A 25,800-nucleotide genomic window follows, 5' to 3' on the forward strand; every position below is an offset into this window, starting at 1 on the left:
ACGTAACTATTAAAGTCAGAAATTCTATCAGATAAGCGGGCATCACGTTAGTGATCACCGGGTAAGAAATAGGGTCCTATCTCTGATGGCGGTAGCTGGTACTTTTCTGGGTACTTAACATCGACAAAGTAGAGCCCAAACGGTGGTGCCGTCACTCCTCCGGCACGCCGATCACGAGCCTCTAAGACGTCATTGGCCCAAACCGGTTCAGCCTCACCCGCTCCTATTTTCATCAACACACCGGCGAAATTACGAATCATGTGATGTAGAAACGCGTTAGCGCGGACATCAATGACAATCAAACGGCCTTGCTGCGTAATAGTAAGCTCACGCACCTCACGTACCGGGCTTTTGGCTTGGCAGCCCACGGCTCGATAAGATGTAAAATCATGCTGACCAATTAAGTACTGAGCCGCCTCCTGCATCTTGCCGATATCAAGCGTTTTATAGGTCCAAGTAACACCACGACCAAGCACCGCCGGCATCACCTCTTGCGACAGTATCAAGTATCGATAACGGCGCTCTAGCGCACCAAAGCGTGCGTGAAAGTCAGGCTCAACCTGCTTTGCCCACTTGATCGCAATATCCTCTGGCAAACTGGTGTTCGCACCCATCACCCAAGCCCGGTCCGGCCTTAGAACCGAAGCATCAAAATGGATAATCTGATAGGTCCCACTCACCCCAGCATCTGTCCGCCCGGCACATATCACCGAAACGGGCTCGTTCGCGATTTTGGAAAGTGCTGCTTCAACATGTTGCTGAATTGTGGGCACAGAACCATCTTTCTGCGACTGCCAACCTTTGTACTTGGCACCCGCGTATTCTACACATGCTGCATAACGATAAGGGGCGATCGAAATCGCCCCTTGTTGTTGTGCCGAGTCTGTATCAGATCTCGTCAACTCAAGCCCTCCATCAAGCTATTTGCTTCAGACTTCTGTGCGTCGGATCCTTCATCGGCAATCTCTTTGAGTATTTCACGAGCACCATCCACATCATCCATGTCAATGTAGGCACGCGCCAGGTCGAGCTTAGTCTCAACTTCATCAGCATTATCGAGGAAGCTAACAGCAGATACCGGATCTGAAGCCTCTTCAGAGCTAACCTCTTCCAGAGCAATATCGTTATCGGTGCTATTAAGCAGCGCTTCTAGCTCAGCATCCAATTCCGCATCCAGGTCATGCTCAATATTGGACGTTAACTCCTCAGTGACGGCTTCATCAGTCGGGGTATTCGGCAACAACTCTTCCGCATCAAGCTCAACGCCTGCCGTGTCCAAATCACCCATAGCAGCATCTGCCGGAGCCACATCGTCCAGATCAACAGGATCACTCAACAGGTCCGCCACCTCTGGGTGCAAATCTGCCGTTGAATCAAAGTCCAACGCTTCTCCGCTATCCTCAGGCTCAGCAATCTCAGCTGCTTCAAGCTCAGTTAGATCCGCCATATCTAGGTCGTCGAGATTAAAATCAAGCCCATCATCAGCATTATCAGTTGCTGCTTCCGCTTGCGGCTCTGCCTCTAAAGAAGCTAAATCACCTTCGAGCTCAGCGTCCAAGCTATCCAGATCAAAGTCTAGATCGCCCATTTCATCAGACGCTTCAGTAGTAGTATCAGTCGAGAGGTCTTCACTTTCAGCGAGCAAGTTGTCTAGGTCAGCCGAGAGCTCACTATCCAAGCCGCTTTCAACGCCGTTGGTGTCACCAAGACCATCAACATCAAGGTCGAGATCTTCAAGATCCCCGCCTATCAAGTCATCAAGGTCATCTAGCGAGTCTTCCGTTTCAGCCTCAGAAGAATCTACTTCAGCAACGGTTTCATCTAAATCTAAGCCTTCAAGCTCATCCTCAAGATCAATACCTAACGACTCTAGTGTTTCGTCGTCATCATCCACATCAGCTAATGGCTCAATCTTATCTAGGCCCGAGTTTTGTAGCTCGTCATCCATGCCGTCCATGCCGAGCAGCTCGTCAAGACCATCTTCACTTTCGTTTAGAAGGTCGTCGAGTGCGGTATCAACATCTTCAACATTATCTGAATCATCAAGTTCAGCAGCCGTATCCGCCAGGGCGTCTGCCTCACTAAGCTCTTTCTCTAGATCGTCCAGACCCAGATCGAACTCGTCGTCTTGCACTGTCTCGTCAAGATCATCTGCCTCATCCAGAATATCGCCTAATAGATCTTCCTCTTCAGGATCCAACTGTGGCGCGGCTTCGGCTTCCTCTGACTCATCTAATGCTAGAGCATCAAGATCACTATCAAGAGACTCGTCAAGATCCAGGTCCATATCCAAATCTAGATCTTCTAGGTCATCTAAATCATCCAGATCGTCAAGGTCGGACAGGCCGTCAAGTTCCGCCTCTAAGTTGTCATCTGCATCAGTAGCGGTTACTTCATCGAGTGCATCAGCTGGTGCATCGTCATCTGCAGCAGCTAATTCATCAGCTGCCGCTTCCAGAGCAGCCATCTCTTCAGCAGTTTCATCATCAAGCTCAACTTTTGGCGCCTGCCCTGAGTTGCTAATCGGCTCTAATTCGTCATCAGCATCATCAGATTTTTTCTTACGCAGGAAGAAGAACAATCCAGCGAACAGCGCTAGCAAACCACCCGCTATACCGACTAAGTACTCTGGCGCAGCCATCAGTTTGTCTAGCAAACTTTCTTCAGGCGGCGGTGGTGGGGGCGCCTGTTTAGCTTTGGCTAACTCATTTTGTAGCGTCGCAACTTGCTCGTCTTTTAATTCAACTAAACGCGTTAGAGAGTCCAACTGCTCTTGAATTTTAGACAGCGTCTCTTTTAACTCTGCGTTATCGCGCTCGAGCCGATCAATCGACTCTTGAGACACCGACAGTTGATCTTCTAACGCCTTGTTCTTCTGCTCGAGATCGCCTTCACTTGCTTCTTGTGAATCACTGAGTGCCGCATCCTTTTGGTCAGTCGCATCGCCAGGGGCTACGACTTTAAGCTGCCCTTTCTCTGGGCCAGAAGCAGTAACAGCTTCTTTTGCTTCACTCTTTACGTCCTTTTTTGTTGCATCTACAGGCGCTTTATCCGGCGCAGAGGATTTCGTTCCGCTCTTCCAAGCACTCGTTTGACGACGCACTTCGCTGGCAGCAGCCTTCGAAGACATCGCTCGCGCTTCAGCTTCAGTTGGTAAATCAATCACGACCCCTGCTTTGAGGTTGTTGATATTACCGTTTGGAAAGGCGTGCGGATTCTTTTTGTAAAGCGCCATCATCATCTGATAAGAGGAGATATCAGGTGCTGCCCGGTGACGGATCGCGATTTCCCACAACGTATCTTTGACATCAACATATGCTTGTGAAGCCTTATCCATACGTGTGCGGATATTTGATACACCCGCTTTGCGTGGCGACGGCTGCGCAACAACAGGGGCAACAGGTGCTGCTGCACTCGATATCGCAGGTGCGATTGGGCGTGGTGTAGGGGTTGGATCAAAAACAGGGGGATCAAGTAATACCGTATATTCTCTTATCAATCGGCCGCTTGGCCAGTTCACTTCAACTAAGAAGTTGAGAAACGGCTCACGAACCGGCTCATTAGAGGTCAGAAAAATGGTTCCGCTTCCATTGGGGTTTACACGCACTTGGAAACGAACATTAGACAAGATCCTTGGCTGACTTAACCCCGCAAGGTCAAACTCATCGGCCGTGGCCATTCGTGGCCTAATTTGCAGCGGATTCAAGTCTCTGACTTGATTGAGCTGAATTTCAGCATTGAGCGGTTCGTTCAGTGCTGATTTTATACGGATATCACCTAGCCCTAATGCGTTTGTCTGCGAAGATGCGATTACACCTGCAACAGCGAGACTCAAAGCAAGTTTGCGCAGCATTTTTTGTTTTCCTTAATTTACTCGCGGATATCGACGCCGATAGCCGACGAGTTGCCGGTCCGATACATGAATAAAGTATTATGAAAAACACCTACTGGGTCAAGAAACTAACTGATTAACCATTGATTTACAGTCAGTTTCCCGCCTTTTAGTGTTTTTTGTCATAGAAATTGGGTAGCAAGCTGCTCTGCCAGCAACACAGCATTCTTTGCTGTCGTTACCCGAATGTTATCAGCGGTCACCCAAAAGCTTAGCTTCTGATAACCTGCCGCATCTTCCCGAACACGGCTAACAAAGACGTTTTCGGAACCAACCGTATCCGTTACGGGGGTTGCATAATCCATCTGTGCAACAGCATCAACCAGCTCTACATCGGTACTTTGGCGCCAGATATCACACGCCTCTTCAGCACCAATATAGGCCTGTGTTTCAACGGTCACTTGTGCACTGTCGCCATGAAATACAGGTACAACAATGCAGCTTGGTGTGACGGCAACGCTGGTATCATCCAGTAAACGATGGGTTTCCCATAACAAACTCATCTCATCTTGAGTGAAGCCATTGTCGAGCAATGCGCCAGATTCTGGCAATACATTGAAGGCGATCTGCTTGCGATACGTGTCTGAGGTGATTTGACGTGCATTCAATAGCTGCGCCGTTTGCTTCGCTAGCTCGTCAACACCCGCTTTGCCTCTACCCGATACGGATTGCAGTGCAGTGATGGTAACAGCTTCAATACCAACCGCTCGATGTATCGCCATGGCAGCAGACCAAACCATCGTCGATGTAGCACTCGGCAAGCTGATGATATTTCGAATCATATAATCAGCTAAACGGTCATCATTGATACCCGCAATAACCATGGGCACATCCGGCTCAAAGCGGAACGCTCCACAAACATCAATCACGATACAGCCTGCATCAGCAGCTAGTGGCGCGTATTGCTCGGCCAGTTCTTTCGGGCCTACAAAAAAGGCGATCTGTGCTTGGCTGAAGTCAAATGTTTCTATCGCTTGCGGCGCAACAGACTTTTCTTTGAAGCGAACACTATCAACTTCACTCTCCCCGTGTTGTAGCACATACAGAGAGCCAACTGGAAAGTGCCGCTCTTCTAACAAATTCAGAACGCTTTCACCAACTAAGCCTTCTACCCCAACCACTGCAATATCTAATTCTCTTTCCACGCGTGTTCTCTTTACTACAAACTGATACAAAATAGCCCGGGCAAAGCCGGGCTATTCAAAAAGACCTAATCAATTATAGCGCGTCTCGCGCAAAGGGTTAGCCTTCGATCAAAATACGCAGCATTCTGCGCAGAGGCTCTGCAGCACCCCAAAGTAGCTGATCACCTACGCTGAACGCATTCAGGTACTGATTACCCAAGTTCATTTTACGCAAACGACCAACCGGCACACTCAATGTACCTGTTACTTTAGCTGGCGTTAGCTCTGCCGCAGTAACATCACGCTCATTCGGAATCACTTTAACCCATGGGTTAGCTTCAGCAATCATGGATTCGATCTCATCCATTGGCAGATTGTCTTTCAGCTTAATAGTGAACGCTTGGCTATGGCAACGCATTGCACCAATGCGCACACACGTGCCGTCGATTGGGATTGGTGATTCACCACGCCCCAAGATTTTGTTGGTTTCAACAAAGCCTTTCCACTCTTCACGGCTCTGACCATTCTCTAGCGCAGAGTCGATCCATGGGATCAAGCTGCCTGCTAGCGGCACACCAAAGTTATCGACAGGCATATCAGACGAGCGAATAGTTTCGGCAACACGCTTATCAACTTCCAAAATGGCGCTAGAGGCGTCCAGCTGGTCCGCTACTGAGCCGTGAATAATCCCCATTTGAGAGATCAGTTCACGCATGTGGCGCGCACCGCCACCCGATGCCGCCTGGTAAGTCATTGACGTAAGCCACTCAATGTGACCACCTTTAAACAGGCCGCCAAGCCCCATCAGCATCAGCGACACTGTACAGTTACCGCCCACAAAGTTCTTCACGCCAGCCGACAAACCTTTGTCGATAACGTTGCGGTTGACTGGATCAAGAATGATGATGCTGTCATCGTCCATACGCAGCGTTGACGCCGCATCAATCCAATAGCCGTTCCAGCCAGACTCACGTAGTTTTGCGAATACCTCTTTCGTGTAGTCCCCACCTTGGCAAGAGATAATCGCGTCCATCGTTTTCAGCTCATCAATGTTGCGAGCGTCCTTCAATGGTGGAATCTCTTTGCCAATATCTGGGCCGGCTTCACCTACCTGAGAGGTAGTAAAGAAGACCGGTTCTTCGATGTAATCGAAATCGCGCTCTTCACGCATGCGTTGCATCAGCACAGAACCAACCATTCCGCGCCAACCGACAAAACCTACACGTTTCATTGGTATCCCCAATATTAAAAAATCAAATCAATGTATAAACAAAGCGGCCAGCACCTATATCAGGAGCCAGCCACGGGATATTGTTGCGTATTTCTATAAAGGTGTTAATTAGCCTTTCAGGGCAGCAACAACAGCATCACCCATTTCAGAGGTACTCACCTCTTGCATACCCTCAGACATAATGTCTGCGGTACGCAAATTCTGATCAAGCACTTGGCTCACAGCCGCCTCAATTTTATCGGCGGCCTCACCTGCGTCCAATGAGTAACGTAGCATCATGGCAGCTGAAAGAATCGTTGCCAATGGGTTTGCTTTACCTTGCCCAGCGATATCTGGCGCAGAGCCATGGCATGGTTCATACATACCTTTACCATCAACATCGAGTGATGCAGATGGCAACATGCCGATGGATCCTGTCAACATTGCTGCTGCGTCGGACAAAATATCACCAAACATGTTACCCGTTACCATAACATCAAATTGCTTCGGAGCGCGAACCAGCTGCATCGCTGCGTTATCCACATACATATGGCTGAGTTCTACGTCCGGATAGTCTTTGGCAAGCTCTTCCATGATTTCGCGCCACAGCACAGTCACTTCAAGAACGTTGGCTTTATCAACCGAGCAAAGTTTCTTGTTACGCGCACGAGCGGCTTCAAACGCAACACGACCGATACGGCGAATTTCGTTTTCGTCGTATACGTAGGTGTTGTAGCCCTCACGGATACCACCCTCTTTTTCACGCACGCCGCGTGGCTGACCGAAGTAAATACCGCCCGTTAACTCACGTACAATCAGGATATCCAAACCGGATACCACTTCAGGCTTCAGCGTCGAAGCGTGTGCCAGTTGAGGGTACAAGATCGCAGGGCGTAAGTTACCGAATAGACCCAAGTTCGCACGGATGCCCAACAACCCCTTTTCAGGTCGGATTTGGAAATCTGGATTCGTGTCCCATTTTGGGCCACCAACCGCGCCTAACAAGATAGCATCCGCCGCTTTCGCCGCTTCTAGCGTTGCCTCAGGTAGCGGTACACCATCATTATCGATGGCTGCACCGCCCACCAGCGCTTCGTTGAATGTTAAATCCAACGAGAACTGATCGTTTACCAGAGTCAAAACACGCTTGGCCTGCGCGACGATTTCAGGGCCGATACCGTCACCCGGTAAGATAAGTACGTTCTTCGCCATGATCCTTAATTCCTTAAATATCTATTATCTGTTACTTGATCGCATCGAATAGCCAAGGCGCTTCTTGGCGGCGGCGAGTTTCATAAGCCTTAATATCGTCAGCCTGCTGAAGCGTTAAACCGATATCATCTAACCCGTTTAGCAAACAGTGCTTACGGAATGCATCCACGTCAAACGCGAACTCCGTGCCTGATGGCGTAACCACCACCTGACGCTCTAGATCCACCGTTAGCTGATACCCCTGCTCAGCTTCAACTTCCTTAAATAGCTGATCGACTTGCGCTTCGTCTAAAACGATCGGCAAAAGACCATTCTTAAAGCAGTTATTGTAGAAAATATCAGCAAAGCTTGGCGCGATAACACAACGGATACCAAAGTCATCCAACGCCCATGGCGCGTGCTCACGGCTTGAACCACAACCAAAGTTCTCGCGCGCCAACATAATGCTTGCACCTTGATAGCGTGCTTGGTTAAGCACGAAATCTGGGTTGAGAGGACGGCCAGAGCAATCTTGATCAGGCTGCCCTTCATCCATGTAGCGCAGTTCATCAAACAAGTTGGGGCCGAACCCCGAACGCTTGATCGATTTCAAAAACTGCTTTGGAATAATCATATCCGTATCAACATTTGCGCGATCTAATGGCGCGGTGATACCTGTGTGGCTCGTAAATTTTTTCATTTGACCGCTCCTTACTCTGCTACCAACTCACGCACATCCACGAAGTGCCCCGTCACGGCTGCTGCAGCCGCCATCGCGGGGCTCACAAGATGCGTACGCCCACCAAAGCCCTGACGGCCCTCGAAATTACGGTTAGACGTTGAAGCACAGTGCTCACCATTACCCAACTTATCTGGGTTCATCGCCAAGCACATAGAACAGCCAGGCTCACGCCATTCAAGCCCCGCTTCGATGAAGATCTTATCAAGACCTTCCTCTTCCGCTTGCGCTTTCACCAAGCCCGAGCCCGGCACAACCAACGCTTGCTTAACGTTACCAGCCACTTTACGGCCTTTCACGACCGCAGCCGCCGCACGCATATCTTCGATACGTGAATTAGTGCATGAGCCAATAAACACACGATCTAACGCAATATCCGTGATCTTTTGATTCGCAGATAAGCCCATGTAGCTCAATGCTCGACGAATCCCGTCAGCTTTAACCGGATCTGCTTCTTTGTCTGGATCAGGCACGGTTGACTTCACATCAACCACCATCTCTGGTGACGTACCCCACGTCACTTGCGGGATGATATCTTCAGCTTTGATCTCAACCACTTTATCAAACTGAGCATCATCATCAGAAACCAGCTCACGCCAAGCAGCAACAGCAGCATCCCATTGCGCTTCAGATGGTGAGAACGGACGGCCTTTAAAATAGTCGATCGTTGCTTCATCCACCGCAACCAAACCAACGCGCGCGCCCGCTTCGATCGCCATGTTGCAGATCGTCATACGGCCTTCCATTGTGATGCTACGCATCGCAGAGCCGCCAAACTCGATGGCATAACCGGTACCACCTGCGGTACCAATGACACCGATAATGTGCAGCACAACGTCTTTCGCCGTTACGCCTGCGCCCAACTCACCATCAACGCGCACAAGCATATTTTTCATCTTTTTGGCGATCAAACATTGAGTCGCTAAAACATGCTCCACCTCAGAGGTGCCAATACCGTGCGCCAACGCGCCAAACGCACCGTGTGTTGAGGTGTGTGAATCACCACAAACTACTGTTGTACCAGGCAAAGTCATACCTTGCTCAGGCCCAACCACGTGCACGATGCCTTGGCGTGTATCGTTCATTTTGAACTCAACAATACCGAAATCATCGCAGTTTTGGTCAAGCGTCTTAACCTGAATACGTGAAACAGGGTCGACAATTTCATCAACGCCGCCACTACGGGCCGTGGTCGGAACGTTATGGTCTGGCGTTGCCAAATTGGCATCGATCCGCCAAGGCTGACGCCCGGCAAGGCGCAGGCCTTCGAAAGCTTGGGGCGAGGTCACCTCATGTAGGATCTGACGATCAATGTAAATTAATGAACTGCCATCTTCGTTCTGTCGAACGAGATGCTGATCCCACAACTTATCGTAAAGCGTCTTACCAGCCATCGGAGTGCTCCTTTCGTAATTGCTCTATTACGGCTCTAGTCTTTCTTGTCTTATATAGCTTATTAAGCTTTGTTAGACGCTATCCTATGCAACTCATTCAAATTATACAAATTCATAATTTTACTAATAGCCATTCCATAGAGGAATAAATAGCGTGAGCGGTGAGCAGTGAGCAGTGAGCAGTGAGCAGTGAGCAGTGAGCAGTGAGCAGTGAGCAGTGAGCAGTGAGCAGTGAGCAGTGAGCAGTGAGCAGTGAGCAGTGAGCAGTGAGCAGTGAGCAGTGAATAGTCTAACGAATCCGCGCTTGCCAAGCACAAGCGCGGAATATAAGAAGGGCGTTAACCAGCGGAGTGTTGTCGATTCCAGTCTAAGCACTCCTCTAACGTCACGCCGTTGCCACCAAAAATATCTAACGCACTGCCAATCGTTAAATCAACGCGCCCGCTCGATAAGGCATCAACCTGTTTCAGTTCCTCTAAAGATCGAGCACCACCGGCGTATGTCACAGGGATACTTGTATGTTCTCCCAAGAAGCTGACTAGCTCTTGATCGATACCTCCCTGCAGCCCCTCAACATCGGCCGCATGAATCAAAAACTCAGCACAGTGCTGCTCGAGTTGCGCCAGCGTTTGCTCTGTAATCGACAACTGAGTTACGGTTTGCCACCGGTTGGTTGCAATATTCCACCCATTCGCCGTACGTCGACAGCTGAGATCCAGGACGAGCTTGTCGGCGCCGACGGCGGCTTTCATGCGTTCAAGCCGCTCAAAAGAGAAGGTATCACCCTCGAAAAGATACGAGGTGACGATGACATGGGATGCTCCCGCATCAAGATACTCCGCAGCGTTGTCTGGGTTAACACCGCCGCCAAACTGCAATCCGCCGGGCCATGCCGATAATGCTAACAACGCCTGCTTTTTATTCCCCGGGCCAAGTGCTATCACGTGTCCACCTGTGAGCTGGTGCTGACGATAAAGGCCGGCGTAGAAAGCCGCATCGTTATCGCTAACGAAATTCGTTTTTGCACCATCATCATTTAGGCTACCGCCTACAATCTGCTTAACTTTTCCTTGGTGTAGATCGATACAGGGACGAAACAGTGTCACGGGGTAGCTCTCCTCATTAATGGGAGGCAAATAGTAGCGGATATTGACCTTGGATATAAGCCATCACAATGCCACCGGGCCCTCTTTGCGCCCTGTGCAGATATCAAATACGCGCTGCTGCGCCAGCAAACGACGAAACGCCTCTGGGCTAACAGGAGGACTGAAATAGTAGCCCTGAATCTCATCACAGGCGAGCTCGCGCAGCATATCCAACTGAACCTGAGTCTCTACCCCCTCGGCCACCACGCGAAGCCCTAAATCGTGGGACATATGGATCACGTTTCTCACTAAATCATAGGTTTCTGAGCTGCGCTCTAAATCGACGATAAAAGAGCGATCAATCTTCAATGTATCAATGGGTAAACGATGCAGATAGTTAAGCGAAGAATAGCCTGTTCCAAAGTCGTCAATGGCCAGCCGAACCCCCAAAGCTTTGATCTCTTCCAGTAGTATCAGGCTCTGGGAGATATCCTGCATCAGAAACGTTTCGGTCACCTCTAGCTCTAACTGCTCTGGATCTAGTCCGGTATTATCTAAGACAAAGCGCACGCGCTCCACCAAGCTTCCCATCTGGAGCTGACGCCCCGACAAATTGACCGATACCAGAAATGGCGGCAGTCCCTCTTCATGCCATGCGCGGCTTTGGCTGCTTGCCGACGCTAGCACCCACTCGCCGATCGACTCAATCAAACCGCTCGACTCCGCAAGGGGAATAAACTCAGCGGGAGAAACCGCTCCGTGCTCTTCATGCTGCCAACGCAATAGAGCTTCAGCACCGACGATATTGCCACTCTGAAGACACACTTTGGGCTGATAAACTACCGAGAACTGCTCACACTCCAGCGCACGATAAAGATCGCTTTGCAAACGTACTAAGTCTCGCCGGCGCTCATTCATCGCTTGATGATAGCGTGGATAAAAACTCCGCCCGCGTGACTTAGCATAAATGCAAGCGGCTTGGGCGTTTTGTAATAGCACCTCAGAGTTAGCACCATCCTCCGGCCCGATCGCAAACCCAGCATTAAAGCTGATATGCAGATCACGACCGTCAAAAGGAATCAAGCATTCAAATGGTTGCAGTAGCTCACGGATTAGATTGATCCCCTGTTGCACATCCCCGATATCTGCGGCGAGCATCACAAACTCATCACCGCCCATACGACCGATGATGCTATGCAAGGGTTTATTAGCAACCAATAACTCAGCCACCCGAGACAAGATACGGTCAGCCTCACTGTAGCCAAGGTAGTCGTTAAAGTTTCTAAACCCACTCAAGTCGAGATAGGCCACCATGACCGAGGGCTGCTCGGCGGCCATCACTGAATCAAGATGCGAGATCACCTCGGACCGATCCAACAATTGCCGTACACCTAAAACGGCAGTGCGGTTGTGGGCTTCGATACTCAAAATCCAGCGCTGATTACACGCAGGCTTACTGCGCAGATGGAGTGCACGCTCTTGGTCAAGGTCAACCAGTTCAATGTGACCACCACGTAAACTAAAGAGTAGGTCAAACTGCTCCTTTCTCATCAAGGGTAGGAACTGAATAACCGAGTGCCCCATCGCACTGCTCTGTTCAATACTAAGCTGCTGACACGCCGCAGGGTTGATCGCATAGATCATGCCATTATGATCTACTTCAACCAATGCGAGGCTTTCCGCCCCAAGGCGTGTCAGCCCTGCTCGCTTTTGCAAATCCTCCCAATGCAGATAAGCCTGTTCCACCTCTTCCACTAGCGCTGCATCGTCCCAAGGTTTCTCGAGGAACTTGTATACCGCGCCGCTATTGAGCGCGAGTAGTACAGACTGCAGGTCGGCATAGCCGCTTAGAATCATACAGACCGTATCCGGGAAACGAGCTTGCACCTCGGCAACAAGCTCACCACCGGTCATATGAGGCATCCGAAAATCTGTCATTACGACATGAAAGTCCTCATGCTCCATCAATGCCAGCGCTTCTTTACCAGACTCTGCTATTTGCACAGCGAAACCAGCTCGTTTAAAAAGCCGCCGTAACGCTTTGAGAATGGCTACTTCGTCATCAACCAGCAGTAGTTTCTTCTGCATGCTGTTGCTCCTCAGTAACATCAACGTGTGGTGGTTTTAGCGGTAGGCGCACAGTAAAGGTCGTGCCCTCACCCACTTGACTCTCGACTGAAATAACCCCTCCATGCTTCTCGACAATGCCATGACTGATCGATAGCCCAAGCCCGGTACCCTTGCCGGCAGGCTTTGTAGTAAAGAACGGATTAAACAGGCTCTTCTTGGTGCGCTCATCCATACCGCTACCGGTATCACGCACTTTGATCACAACGCAGCCATCTTCGGACTGGGTAGAAATAAAGATATCCCCAGAGCCTTGTATAGCTTGTGAAGCATTGACGATTAAATTCATGAAAACCTGATTTAGCTGACCGATATTACAGATCACCTGCGGTAACTGATCGTAACTCTCATGCACAGTGCAATGGTACTTCAGCTCGTTCCAAACAACCTTGAGCGTACTGCGCACACCTTCGTTGATGTCAGCAGCCTCAAACGCCCCAGAATCGACCCGCGCAAAGTCTTTTAGTCCGGCCACAATGCCAGAAACCCGCTGGATACCCTCCATCGATTCACTTAATAACGGCTCAATATCTTCAATGAGAAAATCGATATCATGCTGCTCTTTCAACGCATTTAATTGATCTTTTAACGCAGCAATCTCGTTTGAATGCTCAACCACCCTGTCCACATCCCGAACATAAGCCTCGAGTGAACCGGCATAACTTTGCAGCGAGCCCAAGTTACTTTTTACAAACCCAATAGGGTTGTTGATCTCATGCGCAACACCGGCTGCCATCGTACCAAGACCCGCCATTTTCTCTGACTGCACTAGATACTTTTGGCTTCGCTGCAGCTCATCATTCGTCTCAACTAAGCGGTCATGGCTGTGTTTTAACTCTTTCTCACGTTTTAAGAGCGTGTCATACATCTCATTGATACTGCGCGCCATCTGCGCGGTTTCGTACCAACTGTGATTCTCCTTGAGGCGCGAAATCTTGCCACTCCACAACAACTTAACGCCTTGGCTCAGTTCACTAATCGGCTCAGCAAGCTGCTTCTTACTCCAGAAAAAAGCAATGCCAGTGATAATCAACGACATCAAAACGATGAGCACAACCAAGCTGGTAATAAGTGCAGCCCCCTCCTCTCTGACAACCCGGTCGTCGACGACAAAAGAGAACTCCAAACCCGCTTTTGGCCACGGCACTCGGATCACATCGCCTGTTACACGGCTCCCTAACTGAGCCACAGCGACGTCATTTTTCAGAATGTCCAACGCAATACCATCCCACACGGCAGCCCACTCTTTTGACTGACGAAGCTCGTCAAAGGGAATTTCAGTTATCAGCGCGCCGGAGGGTCTATCTAAGGAGAACACCGGCAGGGCAATACGCCAGTAGAGGTTTCCAGCAACGGCATTAAGCGATACATGAGCAAGCTGGTTAGCGGTAGGCTGGCTGCGGGCAATAAAAGAGGTTAACCAATCGGCACCCGTGTAATGGATTGACGGGTGCTCCTGCGTCGTGGATATGGTTTTACCCAAAGGGTCTACAAGTGTTTCTTTATATTGCCGACCCAGCACCTGAAAGCCATACATGAAATCACTGACATAACCTGCCATTGAGTCTGGCTGGATAACACCATGCCCTAGTACAGAAAACTCAGCATGGTCACGCAAAATGGTTACTCGGTCATCAATAAAGCGGTCAAAGCGTGCGACGATTAGAGCAATCTCTTTCTCAACCCGCTGCTGCTCAGACGCCTCCATGAAACTACCCACTCGGTATGCCACAAGTACCGCTAACAGACTTCCAAGTAGTAGCGTGCTGATCGCTGTTAGCCTGACAATGCCTGTTGCTAGACGTGACCTATTCATGCTTTCACCATCGTTATGCACCCAATATCGTGGCGTTCGATCATCGTTACTACGCCTGCATTATTGATCGAACATCCCAACACTAAAAGCCGCAAGAAAACTGCGCTAAACACAATACAACAGCCTAAATATCAAACAGTAAAACAAGATTTCACGATTACATTAGCGTTCATAAAAATCTCGCTTACACTTAAAACATAGTCTTTTCTTGTAAAAGTGCGCAGTTTTCATGGGCAAAACAGACAACTTCATCGGAGCCCATGAATAACACTTAAGTTATTAATAATAATGAGGTTGTTTATGCCAGATACCGCAGCCGGCATTGCGCAAAGCCCTGCTACTCCCGAAGCACCGCTCACGTGGAACATCCTATGCGTCGATGATGAAGAGAGCGTTGTTAAAGCACTTCGTCGCCTGCTGCGACAGGGTCCCTATAAAGTGTTCCCAGCATTAAGCGGAGCAGAAGGGCTCAAGATTATGGCCGAGCAAAACATCGATCTTGTTATCTCAGATATGCGTATGCCCGAGATGTCTGGCGCAGACTTTTTAACTGAGGTCGCAACACAACACCCCAACTGCATTCGCATCCTGTTGACCGGCTATTCGGACATGGACTCGACGATCAAAGCGGTCAACGATGGACAGATCCACCGCTACATACAAAAACCATGGAACAATGAGGATCTGCTCTTGATACTTGAGCAGTCCTTAGAGCGAGTCAGATTAGAGCGAGAGAACAAGCGTTTGCTAGTGCAAGTAGAAGCACAAAACAAACAGCTGCAAGGCATGAATGAACAGCTCGAAGAAAAGGTAAACCAGCGCACCGAGCAGATTCGGATGGCACTGGCGAAGCTCGAGAAAGCCAACCTACAAGTTAGAGACAACCTCAACTCTACGATTCGTACATTCTACAACTTAATCAGCTTGAACCCCCATTTGGGCGGCAGCGCTGCAGTTAAAACGGGTGAGCTGTGTAAACTGTTTTGCTTAAAGCTCGGTGTGGACAAGGCTAAAATCCGCGAGACTCAGCTCGCTGGACTATTAGCGGAACTGGGGCTCCTTGGCCAACCTGCTGAGCTGTTAAGCAAACCTATCGAGTTGATGACACCGGAGGAGTTGACTAGGTTCAAATCTCACCCCATCTCTGCCCACGTCGCGCTGGCGCCTGCAACAGGGCTGAGCGGTGTAGCCGAAATTATTCGCCACCAATACGAGCAGTTAGACGGAAGTGGCTTTCCCGACCAGCTAACTAAAGAGCAGATACCGCTAGGCTCAAAAATTCTCTCGGTATCCAGAGACTACATCTACGCGGTTGAAGGCAAACTCAAAAAGACCCGAACCAGCTCACAAGGTGCTATAGAGCTCCTCACCATGGGGGCTGGTAGAGCTTATGATGGCGAGCTTGTCGACCTGCTACCGGCTCTCGTTTCCCGCTTAACATCAGAGCAAGCACTTAGCGACAATGAGCATATTATTTCGCTAGAAAAGCTGATTCCGGGCATGTTGCTCACACGCAGCTTACTGAATCAAAACGAGATCATGCTGCTTCCTGAAGGGCATGTTTTTACCGAAGAAACGATCAAACGTCTCAAAGCATTTGAGGAGACCGAACGCACACCGCTGGAGTTGTACGTCATTGACCGATCCAAAGCGCCCTAAAACAAGGCTCACGCAACAGGGGAGTTGTAAGTGAGCACTAATAAAAGCGAGGCCGCCTATGAAAGGTATCGTATTCAATATACTCGAAGAGATGGTCATAGAAAAGTGTGGTATGGCCGCTTGGAATGAGCTGTTAGAAACCGCTTTACCCAATGAAGATGGCGCTTTCACCGCCGGCAAGAGCTATCCAGACGAGAACTTGTTCGCCCTTGTACACGCAGCTAGCGCAAAGCTCGAAACGCCAGCAGAGCAAATTATTAGTGGGTTTGGCGAATATATGTTTGGTGAACTTGCAAAGCGCTATCCTATTTTTATAGAGCAGGCACCAGACCTAAAGGCTTTTCTTCTCAGTGTCGATCAAGTGATACACACTGAAGTCCGCAAGCTATATGACGACCCTAACCTCCCCTCGTTCGAGTACGACCAGCTCGACAGTGGTGCCCTGCTCATGGAGTACCGCTCGCCGCGTAAACTCTGCATACTGGCCGAGGGATTAATTCGCGGCGCCGCTCACCACTACCAAACGCCTATCACACTCAGCCACCCAACGTGCATGCACGCCGGTTCAGACCACTGCGACTTAATCGTGGAGTTTGGTGATGAGCAATGATGATAACCCCTATATCAAAGCCTATGAGCGGGAAAAGCGTGCTCGCCTAGAGGCCGAGCGCCAACTCGAAGATTCCAGTCGGATTATTTATAAGAAAAACCAAGCGCTTGAAGAAAGTTACGAAAAGCTAAAGTCACAACAAGCGCTGATGCTAAAGCAGGAAAAGCTAGCAACGCTCGGCACACTATCCGCCGGCGTTGCACATGAAATTAATAACCCCTTGGCATTTGTCTCCAGCAATGTGTCCACACTACAAAGCTATCTCCAATTGTATCAACATGTACAAACACTCCTTGAAACCCATTATCCAGGAGAGACGATGGTTCCCACTTTAAGGACCTACCTTGAGGCTAATGATTTTGAGTACATCAATGAAGATGCTGAAGAGTTGCTCGAAGACACACTTGAAGGCTTAAAACGAGTTGCCAGCATTGTGCAGAGCTTAAAAAACTTCGCCTATGACCAACCCGCCAAGCGACAGAGCGCTGATATCAATGAAGGAATAGAGAGCACACTCAAGTTACTGAAACTGCCTCTTGAGCATATTGAAGTGGAAAAACACCTCGCACCGCTACCCAACATCGACTGTAACCCTAGCGAGCTCAATCAGGTCATTCTAAACTTACTGACGAATGCAGCTGACGCCCTCAATGGCCGCTCCCAACCGAAGATCAGCATCAAAACTTACCTCAACGGGAGTGAAATCCTCATCATTATTAGCGACAACGGCTGCGGTATGCCAGAAAGCGTGATGAGTAATATTTTTGTTCCGTTTTTCACCACCAAAGACGTGGGCAAGGGAACAGGGATGGGGATGTCTATCTCCTACGGCATTATCGAAAGCCACGGTGGTAGTATTGAAGTGAATAGCGAGGAGGATAAAGGGAGCGAATTTACGATCCGACTTCCCGTTACATAGCAAAAAGCTCCAGCATCTTAACGATACTAGAGCTTTGTTTGCTAAACGCGCTGAAATTTAGAGCATTTCAACAGCAACCGCCGTTGCCTCACCCCCGCCGATGCATAGAGACGCAACGCCTTTTGACTTACCCGCATTCTTAAGTGCATACAGCAGCGTAACCAAGATGCGCGAGCCACTTGAACCAATTGGGTGACCCAACGCACAAGCGCCGCCGTTAACATTGACCTTATCGGCATCTAATCCTAGTTCAGAGATTGCCAACATGCTCACAACCGCGAATGCTTCGTTGATCTCATAAAGATCAACATCATCTTTGCTCCACCCTGCGCGAGCGAGGACTTTCTCAATCGCTCCAATCGGCGCAATCGTGAACTCAGCAGGGAGTTGTGCGTGAGTAGAGTGAGCAGCGATACGCGCTAGTGGCTGCAAACCACGCGCTTTTGCCTCAGACTCTTTCATCAATACCAATGCTGAACCACCATCGGAGATAGAGCTTGAGTTTGCCGCAGTAACCGTACCGTCCTTTTTAAAGGCAGGCTTCAGTTGACGAATCTTATCAATGCGCGCATTACCCGGCTGTTCATCGATAGCAACTTCAACGTCCCCTTTGCGCGACTTCACAGTTACCGGCGTAATTTCGTCTTTGAATGCACCTGTCTCGATCGCTTTAAGTGCTTTCTCGAGTGAGCTGATGGCAAAATCATCCATCGCTTCACGGGTGACGGCATAATCGTCAGCTGACTTTTGTGCATATGTGCCCATCAAGCCGCCTTCGTAGGCGTCTTCAAGACCATCAAAAAACATATGGTCAATAACCTGGCCATGGCCCATTCGCATACCACCACGAGCTTTTGGCAAAATGTAAGGTGACTGACTCATGTTTTCCATACCGCCAGCAACCATAACATCCACCTGGCCAGCCATAATCTGATCATGCGCTAACATGACAGCTTTCATACCAGAGCCACACATTTTGTTAATTGTTGTCGCGCCTGCTGCATCAGGGATACCAGCTGCACGAGAAGCCTGACGTGCCGGTGCTTGGCCCAAACCTGCAGGCAGCACACATCCCATCACGACTTCATCAACATCAGAACCCTCGATACCCGCACGCTCAATCGCTGCCTTGATCGCCGTAGCACATAAATCTGGGGCACGCACATCGCTCAATGCTCCCATCATGCCACCCATTGGAGTGCGTGCGGCACTAACAATAACTACAGAATCCTGACTCATTACCTTATTCCTCAGTTTACGTAAACGTTAACTACAGCGTAACAAAAAAGCCCCTATAGCGACATAGGGGCTGGGGATGACTAATTAACTAAAGTTACGCTTAATAACTTTCTGAATTTCACCAACGATACCGCTACGGAACGCTAGTACACATACGATGAAGATAATACCCATGATGATATGGATATAGTTACCAAGTTCACCACCCGATAGGAAGTTTTGGATGCTGACAATCGTTGCAGCGCCAACGAATGGGCCAAAAATTGTACCCATACCACCTAACAATGTCATAAGCACGACCTCGCCCGACATGTGCCAATGAACATCCGTCAGTGATGCCAACTGGAAGACAAGCGTCTTGGTAGAGCCTGCCATACCAGCTAACGCAGCCGAGATAACAAACGCAACCCATTTATAGTCGTTGACGTTGTAACCCAATGAAGTAGCACGCGCTTCGTTTTCGCGGATTGCCTTTAACACCTGACCGAAAGGTGAATGCACAGTACGGTTAATCAACCAAAAGCCCGCTAGGAAAATCGCGAATACGAAGTAGTACATATTCATGTTGTCAGACAGGTCGATGAAGCCAAACAGCTCTCCGCGTGGAACACCCTGTAGCCCATCTTCACCGCCGGTAAAAGGCGCCTGGAGGTAAACGAAGAACATCAGCTGCGCAAGCGCCAAGGTCACCATCGCAAAATAGATACCCTCCCGCTTTACCGCAAGCTTACCGTAAACCGCACCCAGAATAGCCGCAGCAGCCGTACCTGCCAAAATGCCTAGTTCTGGCGTGATACCGGTGTTCATCATTAGGTAACCGGTAATGTAACCACCGGTACCTAAAAACACGGCGTGTCCGAAAGATAGCAAGCCAACAAAACCGAGCAGCAAGTTAAATGCGGAAGCAAATAGTGCAAAGCACAGTACTTTCATTAAGAAGACAGGGTACAGGACCAGAGGTGCAACCAGACCGAGCCCAACTAATGCAATATTAAACTTAGAGATCTTCATGCTGTACTCCTTACGCCTCTTTACCAAATAAACCAGCTGGCTTGAGCAGCAGCACAATAACCATTACGAAGAAAATAACCGTCGTAGACGCTTCTGGGTAGAAGTACTTAGTCAAACCTTCAACCACACCCATCGCCAAGCCGGTTAAGATCGCGCCGCCAATCGAGCCCATACCGCCGATAACTACGATTGCAAACACGACAATAAGGATATTAGATCCCATCTCTGGAGATACGGAGTAGACAGGTGCGGCCATAACACCAGCAAAGCCGGCAAGCGCAACACCAAAGCCGAAAGTCAGTGTCACCATCAGCGGAACATTAATACCAAACGCCTGCATCAGCGCTGGGTTTTCAGTACCCGCACGCAAATATGCACCGAGTTTCGTTTTTTCGATCATCCACCACGTGCCGACACAGACAATCAGTGACGCAACGATAATCCAAGCGCGATAGTTTGGCAGATACATGAATGGCAGACGTGTACCACCCTTGAGCTCGTCTGGGATCGCATAAGGGAGACCTGAAGAACCAAACCAATGAGTAAACAGCCCCTGCAAAACCAGCGCAAAGCCGAATGTCAGCAAGAGTGAATATAGGTGATCTTCGTTTGCGATAGGGCGAATCAAGAAGCGCTCCATCAAGATGCCCACCGCCCCGACGGCTAATGGAACGAAGATTAATGCAAACCAGTAATTCATACCGAGGTATTGAAGCGTTAGGAACGCTGCAAACGCACCCAGCATGTACATCGCACCCTGAGCAAAGTTGATAATCTTAAGCAGACCAAAGATGATCGCCAAGCCCAAACTCAGTAATGCGTAGAAAGAACCATTGATTAAGCCAACCAGCAGCTGCCCAGATAGAGCAAATAGGTTGATCCCTAGAAACGTCGCCATAGTTTTACCCCAAAAATTCGCTCCCACCTAAGTAAGAGGCGAACAATGCCCGCCCTGAGCCACCTCTGCGGGCGGCTCAAGGGTCAGATACTCAGTAACTGAACGGGCTAGTTTTTATTATTTGAACTCACACTCAGGCAGCATTGGTGCGAATGCTTGGTCGCCTGGGATAACTTTTTCGATATTGAAAATATTATCGCTAGTCTTACGCTCAGACTCTTTTGTGATGTTCACTAGGTACATGTCGTGAACCATACGGCCATCGGCACGTAGGTAAGCGTTCTTAGCGAAGAAGTCATTTGGCTTGTTAGCCTTCATTACCTTCATTACAGCATCAGAATCGTCAGTACCTGCTTCTTTCACAGAATTTAGGTAGTGCAGTGTTGCTGAGTAAGCACCAGCGTGAGGCATTGCTGGGATTTTACCGTGACGTTCTTTAAAGCGAGCACTCCATTCGCGCGCTTCCGCATCGCGATCCCAGTAGAAGCCCGTTGTTGTTTTCATGCCACCAGCGATAGCCGGATCAAGCGCTTGAGCGTTTGGTGTAAACACTAGCAAACCGGCAACATCCATCATCTCGGTAAGACCGAATTCAGCCGCGGTTTTCAGGGAGTTGACGAAATCAGCACCCGCATTTGCTAGGCCAACAACATCAGCACCAGATGCTTGCGCCTGCAGGATGTAAGAGGAGAAGTCCGTTGTACCTAACGGTGCTCGAACCGCACCTACCACTTCACCACCTTCAGATTTGATAACCTTAGATGCAACGCCCTCTAGCGCATGACCGAAAGCGTAATCAGCTGTGATAAAGAACCACTTTTTCTTACCTGATTGCACCATTGGCTTAACCGTACCGTTAGCCAATGCAACTACGTTGTAAGTCCAGTGAGCATTGTATGGAGAACATGCTTTCGTCGTAAACGCGTTACTTGCAGATGCAGCAATTAGCGCGATCTTTTTGTTGTCGGTTGTAACTTTAGTTACAGCACCCGTCACTGACGACGCAACCAAACCTGTTACAACGTCAACGCCTTGGCTTTCAACCCACTCACGAACCTTAGCCGAACCAACATCTGGTTTGTTTTGGTCGTCGGCAGAAACAATCTCAATTGGCTTGCCTAGTACTTTGCCACCGAAATCTTCAACGGCCATTTCAACAGCTGTCACACAGCCTGGGCCACATACATCAGCGTAAACACCACCCATGTCCGCAAGGACACCAATTTTTACTTTGTCGTCAGATACATTTGCGTGCGCTACAGACGTAGTCATTGCAACAGCCATTGCAGCAGACAGCAGGGTTTTGTTCATAGATTTCATCGTCACTCTCCTGGATTCGAGATTTTTATTTTTATACTTCAAGGAAGACATCTGAACTGCTCAGACGCCCAGATAGGTATTCAGCAACTCTGTTTTCTCTTTGAGTTCATGTGCATGAACTTCTTCGACAATATGGCCGTGCTCCATCACATAATGTCGATCAGCAATTGGCGCCGCAAAACGGAAGTTCTGCTCCACCAACAAAATAGTTAACCCACGCTCTTTCAGTTTCATGAGTACTTCGCCCAGTTTCTGGACGATAACGGGTGCCAAGCCTTCGGTGATTTCATCTAATAGCAAGATATTGGCGCCAGTGCGAAGAATGCGCGCTAACGCAAGCATCTGCTGCTCACCACCAGACAAACGAGTCCCCTGACTCATGCGACGCTCGTACAAGTTGGGAAACATCTCATAGATCTCTTCCACACTCATTCCATCAGAACGAACCGATGGCGGCAGCATCAAGTTTTCCTCAACATTTAAGCTTGAGAAAATACCGCGCTCCTCAGGGCAGAAACCCATACCAAGATGAGCGATACGGTGTGCCGGCATATCAATCGTTTCATTTCCGTTGATTACGATAGAACCTGTACGGCGGCCCACCATATTCATGATCGCCTTCAGCGTTGTAGAACGACCAGCACCGTTACGGCCCAGTAGCGTTACCAGCTCGCCTTGCTGGATGGTCATGTCGATGCCATGCAAGATGTGCGATTCGCCGTAAAATGCATGTAGATCGCTGATACGGACCTTTTCACCTGTTGAACTCATGCCGCTTCCTCCGACTCATCTGCAGCGACACCGAGATATGCCTCTTTAACACGTGGGTCAGCCGAAACTTTTTCGTATGTTCCCTCAGTCAAGATGGCGCCACGCTGCAACACGGTAATCTGGTCAGCTAACTTAGATACGACGTGCAAGTTGTGCTCTACCATCAGGATCGTGCGATCCTTGGATACCTTCTTGATAAGGTTCGCTACGACATCAACGTCTTCGTGCCCCATACCCTGAGTCGGCTCGTCGAGAAGCATCAGTTCAGGCTCAAGTGCCAGTGTTGTAGCGATCTCCAGAGCACGCTTGCGCCCGTAAGAAAGGTCAACTGTTGTCGCGTCTGCAAAATCAGACAGACCAACGGAGTCAAGCAACTCCACCGCGCGATCATTTAGGTTGTCTAATACACTTTCATGACGCCAAAAGTGGAAGCTATTCCCCTCTTTACGCTGCAAAGCGACACGGACATTCTCCAAAACACTGAGGTGTGGAAACACAGCAGAGATCTGGAAAGAACGCACCACGCCTTTGCGGGCAATGGCAGCTGACTTCATCGACGTAATATCGTCGCCGTTGTAGAGAATTCGGCCCGACGTAGGCGTCAAAAACTTGGTCAACAGGTTGAATACGGTGGTTTTGCCCGCTCCGTTTGGCCCAATAAGCGCATGGATATGACCACGCTGGACCTTCAGATTGACATCATCGACGGCGGTAAAACCCTTAAACTCTTTAATCAGGTTCTGGGTTTCCAGAACATAATCTGAACTATCTGCACTCATTGCGGATACTAAGCCTCTTTTGTTCTTATTGTGCAGTTGCACTGTTGTGTGCGTGGCTGCGTGGCTTCCTGCTTACGTTCGCGTAAGCCGTGATCCAAAATTAGCAATTTCCCTTACTGAAAGCCAAGTACTACTTTGGTATTACTACACTACCTTAACCACCAACAACCTAAAAAAAACTGTTAAAAAACAGCAAGATGACAATAAAAAAACCTTTTATGGTAGACTTTAGACACACCCTTTTCTTGCTTTACGTTTACGTAAACTTCCGATACATTGTGAAATAAAAAATAAGTAAATAAATATGGAAAAACAGGCTACCTATTCAATCAGCGAGTTGGCGAGCGAGTTCGACGTAACAACGCGCAGTATCCGTTTTTATGAAGACCAAGGATTACTCTCACCACGCCGCCGCGGCCAGACGCGCATCTACAGCCGCCAAGACCGTGTGCGACTCAAGCTGATCCTCCGCGGGAAGCGCTTAGGCTTCTCACTGGCAGAAACCCGTGAACTGTTCGACCTTTGGGACGAAACAGTCTCGGGCAGTGAAAAGCAGTTAAAACTGCTGCTGGACAAGATTCACCAGCGCCGCAGCGCGCTGGAGCAACAACTTAACGATATCGCGATGGTTCAACTGGAGCTGGATAGCGCTGAGGCGCGCTGCCAAGAAGCACTAGAAGAGCTGGCGAGCAAAAAACAACAAAAAGCAAACTCCGCCTGAGCTAATCAAGGCGCGAGATAGATAACCAAGGGTAAGGGTGTCACTATGATCTCACAATACACTGAACTGAACTTCGGTCTGGGCGAAACTATCGACATGCTTCGTGAGCAGGTCAATAGCTTTGCGGCGCAGGAGATTGCGCCACGTGCAGAACAAATTGACCAAGAGAACGAGTTCCCGAACGACCTATGGCGCAAATTTGGCGACATGGGCCTGCTCGGTATTACAGTTGATGAAGCTTACGGTGGCGTTGGTATGGGCTACCTTGCTCATATCATCGCGATGGAAGAGATCAGCCGTGCGTCTGCCTCTGTTGGCCTATCATACGGTGCGCACTCCAACCTCTGCGTTAACCAGATTCACCGTAACGGCACCGAAGAGCAAAAGCAGAAATACCTGCCTAAGCTCGTCAGCGGTGAGCACATCGGCGCATTGGCGATGTCTGAGCCAAATGCAGGTTCGGACGTGGTATCTATGAAGCTAACGGCGCGCGATAACGGTGACCACTACCTACTCAATGGCAACAAGATGTGGATCACTAACGGTCCTGATGCCAACACCTATGTTATCTACGCTAAAACTGATATCACTGCTGGCCCACGTGGCATTACAGCTTTTATCGTTGAGCGTGACTTCCCAGGGTTCAGCCGCCACCAGAAACTCGACAAGCTGGGTATGCGCGGATCAAACACCTGTGAGCTAGTGTTCCAAGATTGCCCGGTTCCTAAAGAGAACATCCTGGGCGAACTCAACGGTGGCGTAAAAGTATTGATGAGCGGCTTGGACTACGAACGTTTAGTATTGTCCGGTGGCCCACTAGGTATCATGCAAGCGGCAATGGATATCTGCGTACCCTATATCCGCGACCGCCAGCAGTTTGGCCAGCCAATTGGTGAGTTCGAGCTGGTACAAGGCAAAATCGCCGATATGTACACGCTGATGAACGCATCAAAATCCTATGTTTACCTCAACGGTATGGCAGCAGAGCGCGGCGAAACATCCCGTAAAGATGCTGCAGGCTGTATCCTCTACTCAGCCGAAATGGCAACTAAGATCGCTCTGGATGCGATTCAGTTATTGGGTGGTAACGGCTATATCAATGAGTTCCCAACAGGTCGCCTGTTGCGCGATGCCAAGCTTTACGAGATTGGCGCAGGGACTTCTGAGATCCGCCGTATGTTGATCGGACGCGAGCTGTTCCTTAACAAGTAAGCTCCCCTTCGCAACAACCTTCTAATTTTAGGACTGATACAGGTCTGACGGGTGCCCATCACCCCTCAGACCAGAGAGGAAAG

Annotated in this window: 21 protein-coding genes; 5 read left to right on the plus strand and 16 right to left on the minus strand. The window is 49.4% G+C overall.

Annotated elements, in window-relative coordinates:
• Window positions 1-47: 47 nt before the first annotated feature.
• From truA to E4L36_RS12340, 10 genes are all read right to left on the minus strand, one after another.
• Entirely contained in the window at window positions 48-902 is an 855-nt protein-coding gene (gene truA, locus E4L36_RS12290) for a tRNA pseudouridine(38-40) synthase TruA (RefSeq protein ID WP_136680856.1), read from the minus strand.
• Entirely contained in the window at window positions 899-3,853 is a 2,955-nt protein-coding gene (locus E4L36_RS12295) for a FimV/HubP family polar landmark protein (protein WP_136680857.1), read from the minus strand. The genes truA and E4L36_RS12295 overlap by 4 nt, the downstream gene beginning before the upstream one ends.
• A gap of 161 nt (window positions 3,854-4,014) precedes the next feature.
• On the minus strand, window positions 4,015-5,037 hold the full coding sequence (locus E4L36_RS12300) for an aspartate-semialdehyde dehydrogenase (RefSeq protein ID WP_169051536.1): 1,023 nt from the start codon (window positions 5,035-5,037) through the stop codon (window positions 4,015-4,017).
• A 97-nt stretch (window positions 5,038-5,134) separates the two neighbouring features.
• On the minus strand, window positions 5,135-6,247 hold the full coding sequence (gene asd, locus E4L36_RS12305) for an aspartate-semialdehyde dehydrogenase (RefSeq protein WP_127692501.1): 1,113 nt from the start codon (window positions 6,245-6,247) through the stop codon (window positions 5,135-5,137).
• 108 nt (window positions 6,248-6,355) lie between these two features.
• Complete coding sequence (leuB, locus tag E4L36_RS12310) at window positions 6,356-7,438, minus strand: 3-isopropylmalate dehydrogenase (RefSeq protein ID WP_136680859.1); 1,083 nt, start codon at window positions 7,436-7,438, stop codon at window positions 6,356-6,358.
• A 31-nt stretch (window positions 7,439-7,469) separates the two neighbouring features.
• Entirely contained in the window at window positions 7,470-8,117 is a 648-nt protein-coding gene (gene leuD / locus E4L36_RS12315) for a 3-isopropylmalate dehydratase small subunit (protein WP_127692499.1), read from the minus strand.
• Between the two features lie 11 nt (window positions 8,118-8,128).
• Window positions 8,129-9,550: a 3-isopropylmalate dehydratase large subunit gene (gene leuC / locus E4L36_RS12320; protein ID WP_136680860.1), complete on the minus strand. Its 1,422-nt coding sequence runs from the start codon at window positions 9,548-9,550 to the stop codon at window positions 8,129-8,131.
• Between the two features lie 338 nt (window positions 9,551-9,888).
• On the minus strand, window positions 9,889-10,656 hold the full coding sequence (hisA, locus tag E4L36_RS12330; RefSeq protein ID WP_136680861.1) for a phosphoribosylformimino-5-aminoimidazole carboxamide ribotide isomerase: 768 nt from the start codon (window positions 10,654-10,656) through the stop codon (window positions 9,889-9,891).
• Window positions 10,657-10,719: 63 nt separating this feature from the next.
• Window positions 10,720-12,723 carry an EAL domain-containing protein gene (locus tag E4L36_RS12335; RefSeq protein ID WP_169051537.1) on the minus strand — a complete coding sequence of 668 codons (2,004 nt, stop codon included), beginning with the start codon at window positions 12,721-12,723 and terminating at the stop codon, window positions 10,720-10,722.
• Window positions 12,698-14,578 carry an ATP-binding protein gene (locus E4L36_RS12340; protein WP_136680863.1) on the minus strand — a complete coding sequence of 627 codons (1,881 nt, stop codon included), beginning with the start codon at window positions 14,576-14,578 and terminating at the stop codon, window positions 12,698-12,700. The genes E4L36_RS12335 and E4L36_RS12340 overlap by 26 nt, the downstream gene beginning before the upstream one ends.
• Window positions 14,579-14,878: 300 nt before the next feature.
• Between E4L36_RS12340 and E4L36_RS12345 the strand changes: the two genes are divergently transcribed.
• Genes E4L36_RS12345 through E4L36_RS12355 form a run of 3 tightly spaced genes read left to right on the plus strand, consistent with a single transcriptional unit; the run spans window position 14,879 to window position 17,766 of the window.
• Window positions 14,879-16,237: an HD domain-containing phosphohydrolase gene (locus E4L36_RS12345; RefSeq protein WP_169051538.1), complete on the plus strand. Its 1,359-nt coding sequence runs from the start codon at window positions 14,879-14,881 to the stop codon at window positions 16,235-16,237.
• 58 nt (window positions 16,238-16,295) lie between these two features.
• Window positions 16,296-16,847: a heme NO-binding domain-containing protein gene (locus E4L36_RS12350; RefSeq protein ID WP_136680865.1), complete on the plus strand. Its 552-nt coding sequence runs from the start codon at window positions 16,296-16,298 to the stop codon at window positions 16,845-16,847.
• Complete coding sequence (locus tag E4L36_RS12355) at window positions 16,837-17,766, plus strand: ATP-binding protein (protein WP_136680866.1); 930 nt, start codon at window positions 16,837-16,839, stop codon at window positions 17,764-17,766. The genes E4L36_RS12350 and E4L36_RS12355 overlap by 11 nt, the downstream gene beginning before the upstream one ends.
• Window positions 17,767-17,823: 57 nt before the next feature.
• Here the strand turns inward: E4L36_RS12355 and E4L36_RS12360 are convergent, their stop codons facing one another.
• From E4L36_RS12360 to E4L36_RS12385, 6 genes are all read right to left on the minus strand, one after another.
• Window positions 17,824-19,005 (minus strand): acetyl-CoA C-acyltransferase, encoded by a 1,182-nt coding sequence (locus E4L36_RS12360; protein WP_127692491.1) that lies wholly within the window; start codon window positions 19,003-19,005, stop codon window positions 17,824-17,826.
• 84 nt (window positions 19,006-19,089) lie between these two features.
• Window positions 19,090-20,016, minus strand: a complete 927-nt coding sequence (locus tag E4L36_RS12365) for a branched-chain amino acid ABC transporter permease (RefSeq protein WP_127692490.1) — start codon at window positions 20,014-20,016, stop codon at window positions 19,090-19,092.
• Between the two features lie 10 nt (window positions 20,017-20,026).
• Window positions 20,027-20,914 carry a branched-chain amino acid ABC transporter permease gene (locus E4L36_RS12370; protein WP_136680867.1) on the minus strand — a complete coding sequence of 296 codons (888 nt, stop codon included), beginning with the start codon at window positions 20,912-20,914 and terminating at the stop codon, window positions 20,027-20,029.
• Window positions 20,915-21,031: 117 nt separating this feature from the next.
• The gene (locus E4L36_RS12375; protein WP_136680868.1) at window positions 21,032-22,234 is read right to left on the minus strand and encodes an ABC transporter substrate-binding protein; all 1,203 of its coding nucleotides are present in this window, start codon (window positions 22,232-22,234) and stop codon (window positions 21,032-21,034) included.
• Window positions 22,235-22,294: 60 nt separating this feature from the next.
• Window positions 22,295-23,005, minus strand: a complete 711-nt coding sequence (locus tag E4L36_RS12380) for an ABC transporter ATP-binding protein (RefSeq protein WP_127692487.1) — start codon at window positions 23,003-23,005, stop codon at window positions 22,295-22,297.
• Window positions 23,002-23,784 (minus strand): ABC transporter ATP-binding protein, encoded by a 783-nt coding sequence (locus tag E4L36_RS12385; RefSeq protein ID WP_136680869.1) that lies wholly within the window; start codon window positions 23,782-23,784, stop codon window positions 23,002-23,004. Before E4L36_RS12385 ends, E4L36_RS12380 begins: the two co-directional genes overlap by 4 nt.
• 304 nt (window positions 23,785-24,088) lie before the next feature.
• Between E4L36_RS12385 and E4L36_RS12390 the strand changes: the two genes are divergently transcribed.
• Window positions 24,089-24,505 carry a MerR family DNA-binding transcriptional regulator gene (locus tag E4L36_RS12390; protein WP_136680870.1) on the plus strand — a complete coding sequence of 139 codons (417 nt, stop codon included), beginning with the start codon at window positions 24,089-24,091 and terminating at the stop codon, window positions 24,503-24,505.
• 45 nt (window positions 24,506-24,550) lie between these two features.
• Window positions 24,551-25,717: an isovaleryl-CoA dehydrogenase gene (locus E4L36_RS12395; protein WP_127692484.1), complete on the plus strand. Its 1,167-nt coding sequence runs from the start codon at window positions 24,551-24,553 to the stop codon at window positions 25,715-25,717.
• The last annotated feature ends 83 nt before the right edge of the window (window positions 25,718-25,800 follow it).

Source organism: Neptunomonas sp. XY-337 (genome assembly GCF_004959845.1).
In the GTDB taxonomy this organism is placed as follows: domain Bacteria; phylum Pseudomonadota; class Gammaproteobacteria; order Pseudomonadales; family Balneatricaceae; genus Neptunomonas; species Neptunomonas marina.

Excerpts from the sequence above, each read along its gene's own strand:
- E4L36_RS12295 (WP_136680857.1), bottom strand. The coding sequence starts at position 3,853 with ATGCTGCGCAAACTTGCTTTGAGTCTCGCTGTTGCAGGTGTAATCGCA.
- asd (WP_127692501.1), bottom strand. The coding sequence starts at position 6,247 with ATGAAACGTGTAGGTTTTGTCGGTTGGCGCGGAATGGTTGGTTCTGTG.
- leuB (WP_136680859.1), bottom strand. The coding sequence starts at position 7,438 with ATGGCGAAGAACGTACTTATCTTACCGGGTGACGGTATCGGCCCTGAA.
- leuD (WP_127692499.1), bottom strand. The coding sequence starts at position 8,117 with ATGAAAAAATTTACGAGCCACACAGGTATCACCGCGCCATTAGATCGC.
- leuC (WP_136680860.1), bottom strand. The coding sequence starts at position 9,550 with ATGGCTGGTAAGACGCTTTACGATAAGTTGTGGGATCAGCATCTCGTT.
- E4L36_RS12335 (WP_169051537.1), bottom strand. The coding sequence starts at position 12,723 with ATGCAGAAGAAACTACTGCTGGTTGATGACGAAGTAGCCATTCTCAAA.
- E4L36_RS12340 (WP_136680863.1), bottom strand. The coding sequence starts at position 14,578 with ATGAATAGGTCACGTCTAGCAACAGGCATTGTCAGGCTAACAGCGATC.
- E4L36_RS12345 (WP_169051538.1), top strand. The coding sequence starts at position 14,879 with ATGCCAGATACCGCAGCCGGCATTGCGCAAAGCCCTGCTACTCCCGAA.
- E4L36_RS12350 (WP_136680865.1), top strand. The coding sequence starts at position 16,296 with ATGAAAGGTATCGTATTCAATATACTCGAAGAGATGGTCATAGAAAAG.
- E4L36_RS12355 (WP_136680866.1), top strand. The coding sequence starts at position 16,837 with ATGAGCAATGATGATAACCCCTATATCAAAGCCTATGAGCGGGAAAAG.
- E4L36_RS12360 (WP_127692491.1), bottom strand. The coding sequence starts at position 19,005 with ATGAGTCAGGATTCTGTAGTTATTGTTAGTGCCGCACGCACTCCAATG.
- E4L36_RS12365 (WP_127692490.1), bottom strand. The coding sequence starts at position 20,016 with ATGAAGATCTCTAAGTTTAATATTGCATTAGTTGGGCTCGGTCTGGTT.
- E4L36_RS12370 (WP_136680867.1), bottom strand. The coding sequence starts at position 20,914 with ATGGCGACGTTTCTAGGGATCAACCTATTTGCTCTATCTGGGCAGCTG.
- E4L36_RS12375 (WP_136680868.1), bottom strand. The coding sequence starts at position 22,234 with ATGAAATCTATGAACAAAACCCTGCTGTCTGCTGCAATGGCTGTTGCA.
- E4L36_RS12380 (WP_127692487.1), bottom strand. The coding sequence starts at position 23,005 with ATGAGTTCAACAGGTGAAAAGGTCCGTATCAGCGATCTACATGCATTT.
- E4L36_RS12385 (WP_136680869.1), bottom strand. The coding sequence starts at position 23,784 with ATGAGTGCAGATAGTTCAGATTATGTTCTGGAAACCCAGAACCTGATT.
- E4L36_RS12390 (WP_136680870.1), top strand. The coding sequence starts at position 24,089 with ATGGAAAAACAGGCTACCTATTCAATCAGCGAGTTGGCGAGCGAGTTC.
- E4L36_RS12395 (WP_127692484.1), top strand. The coding sequence starts at position 24,551 with ATGATCTCACAATACACTGAACTGAACTTCGGTCTGGGCGAAACTATC.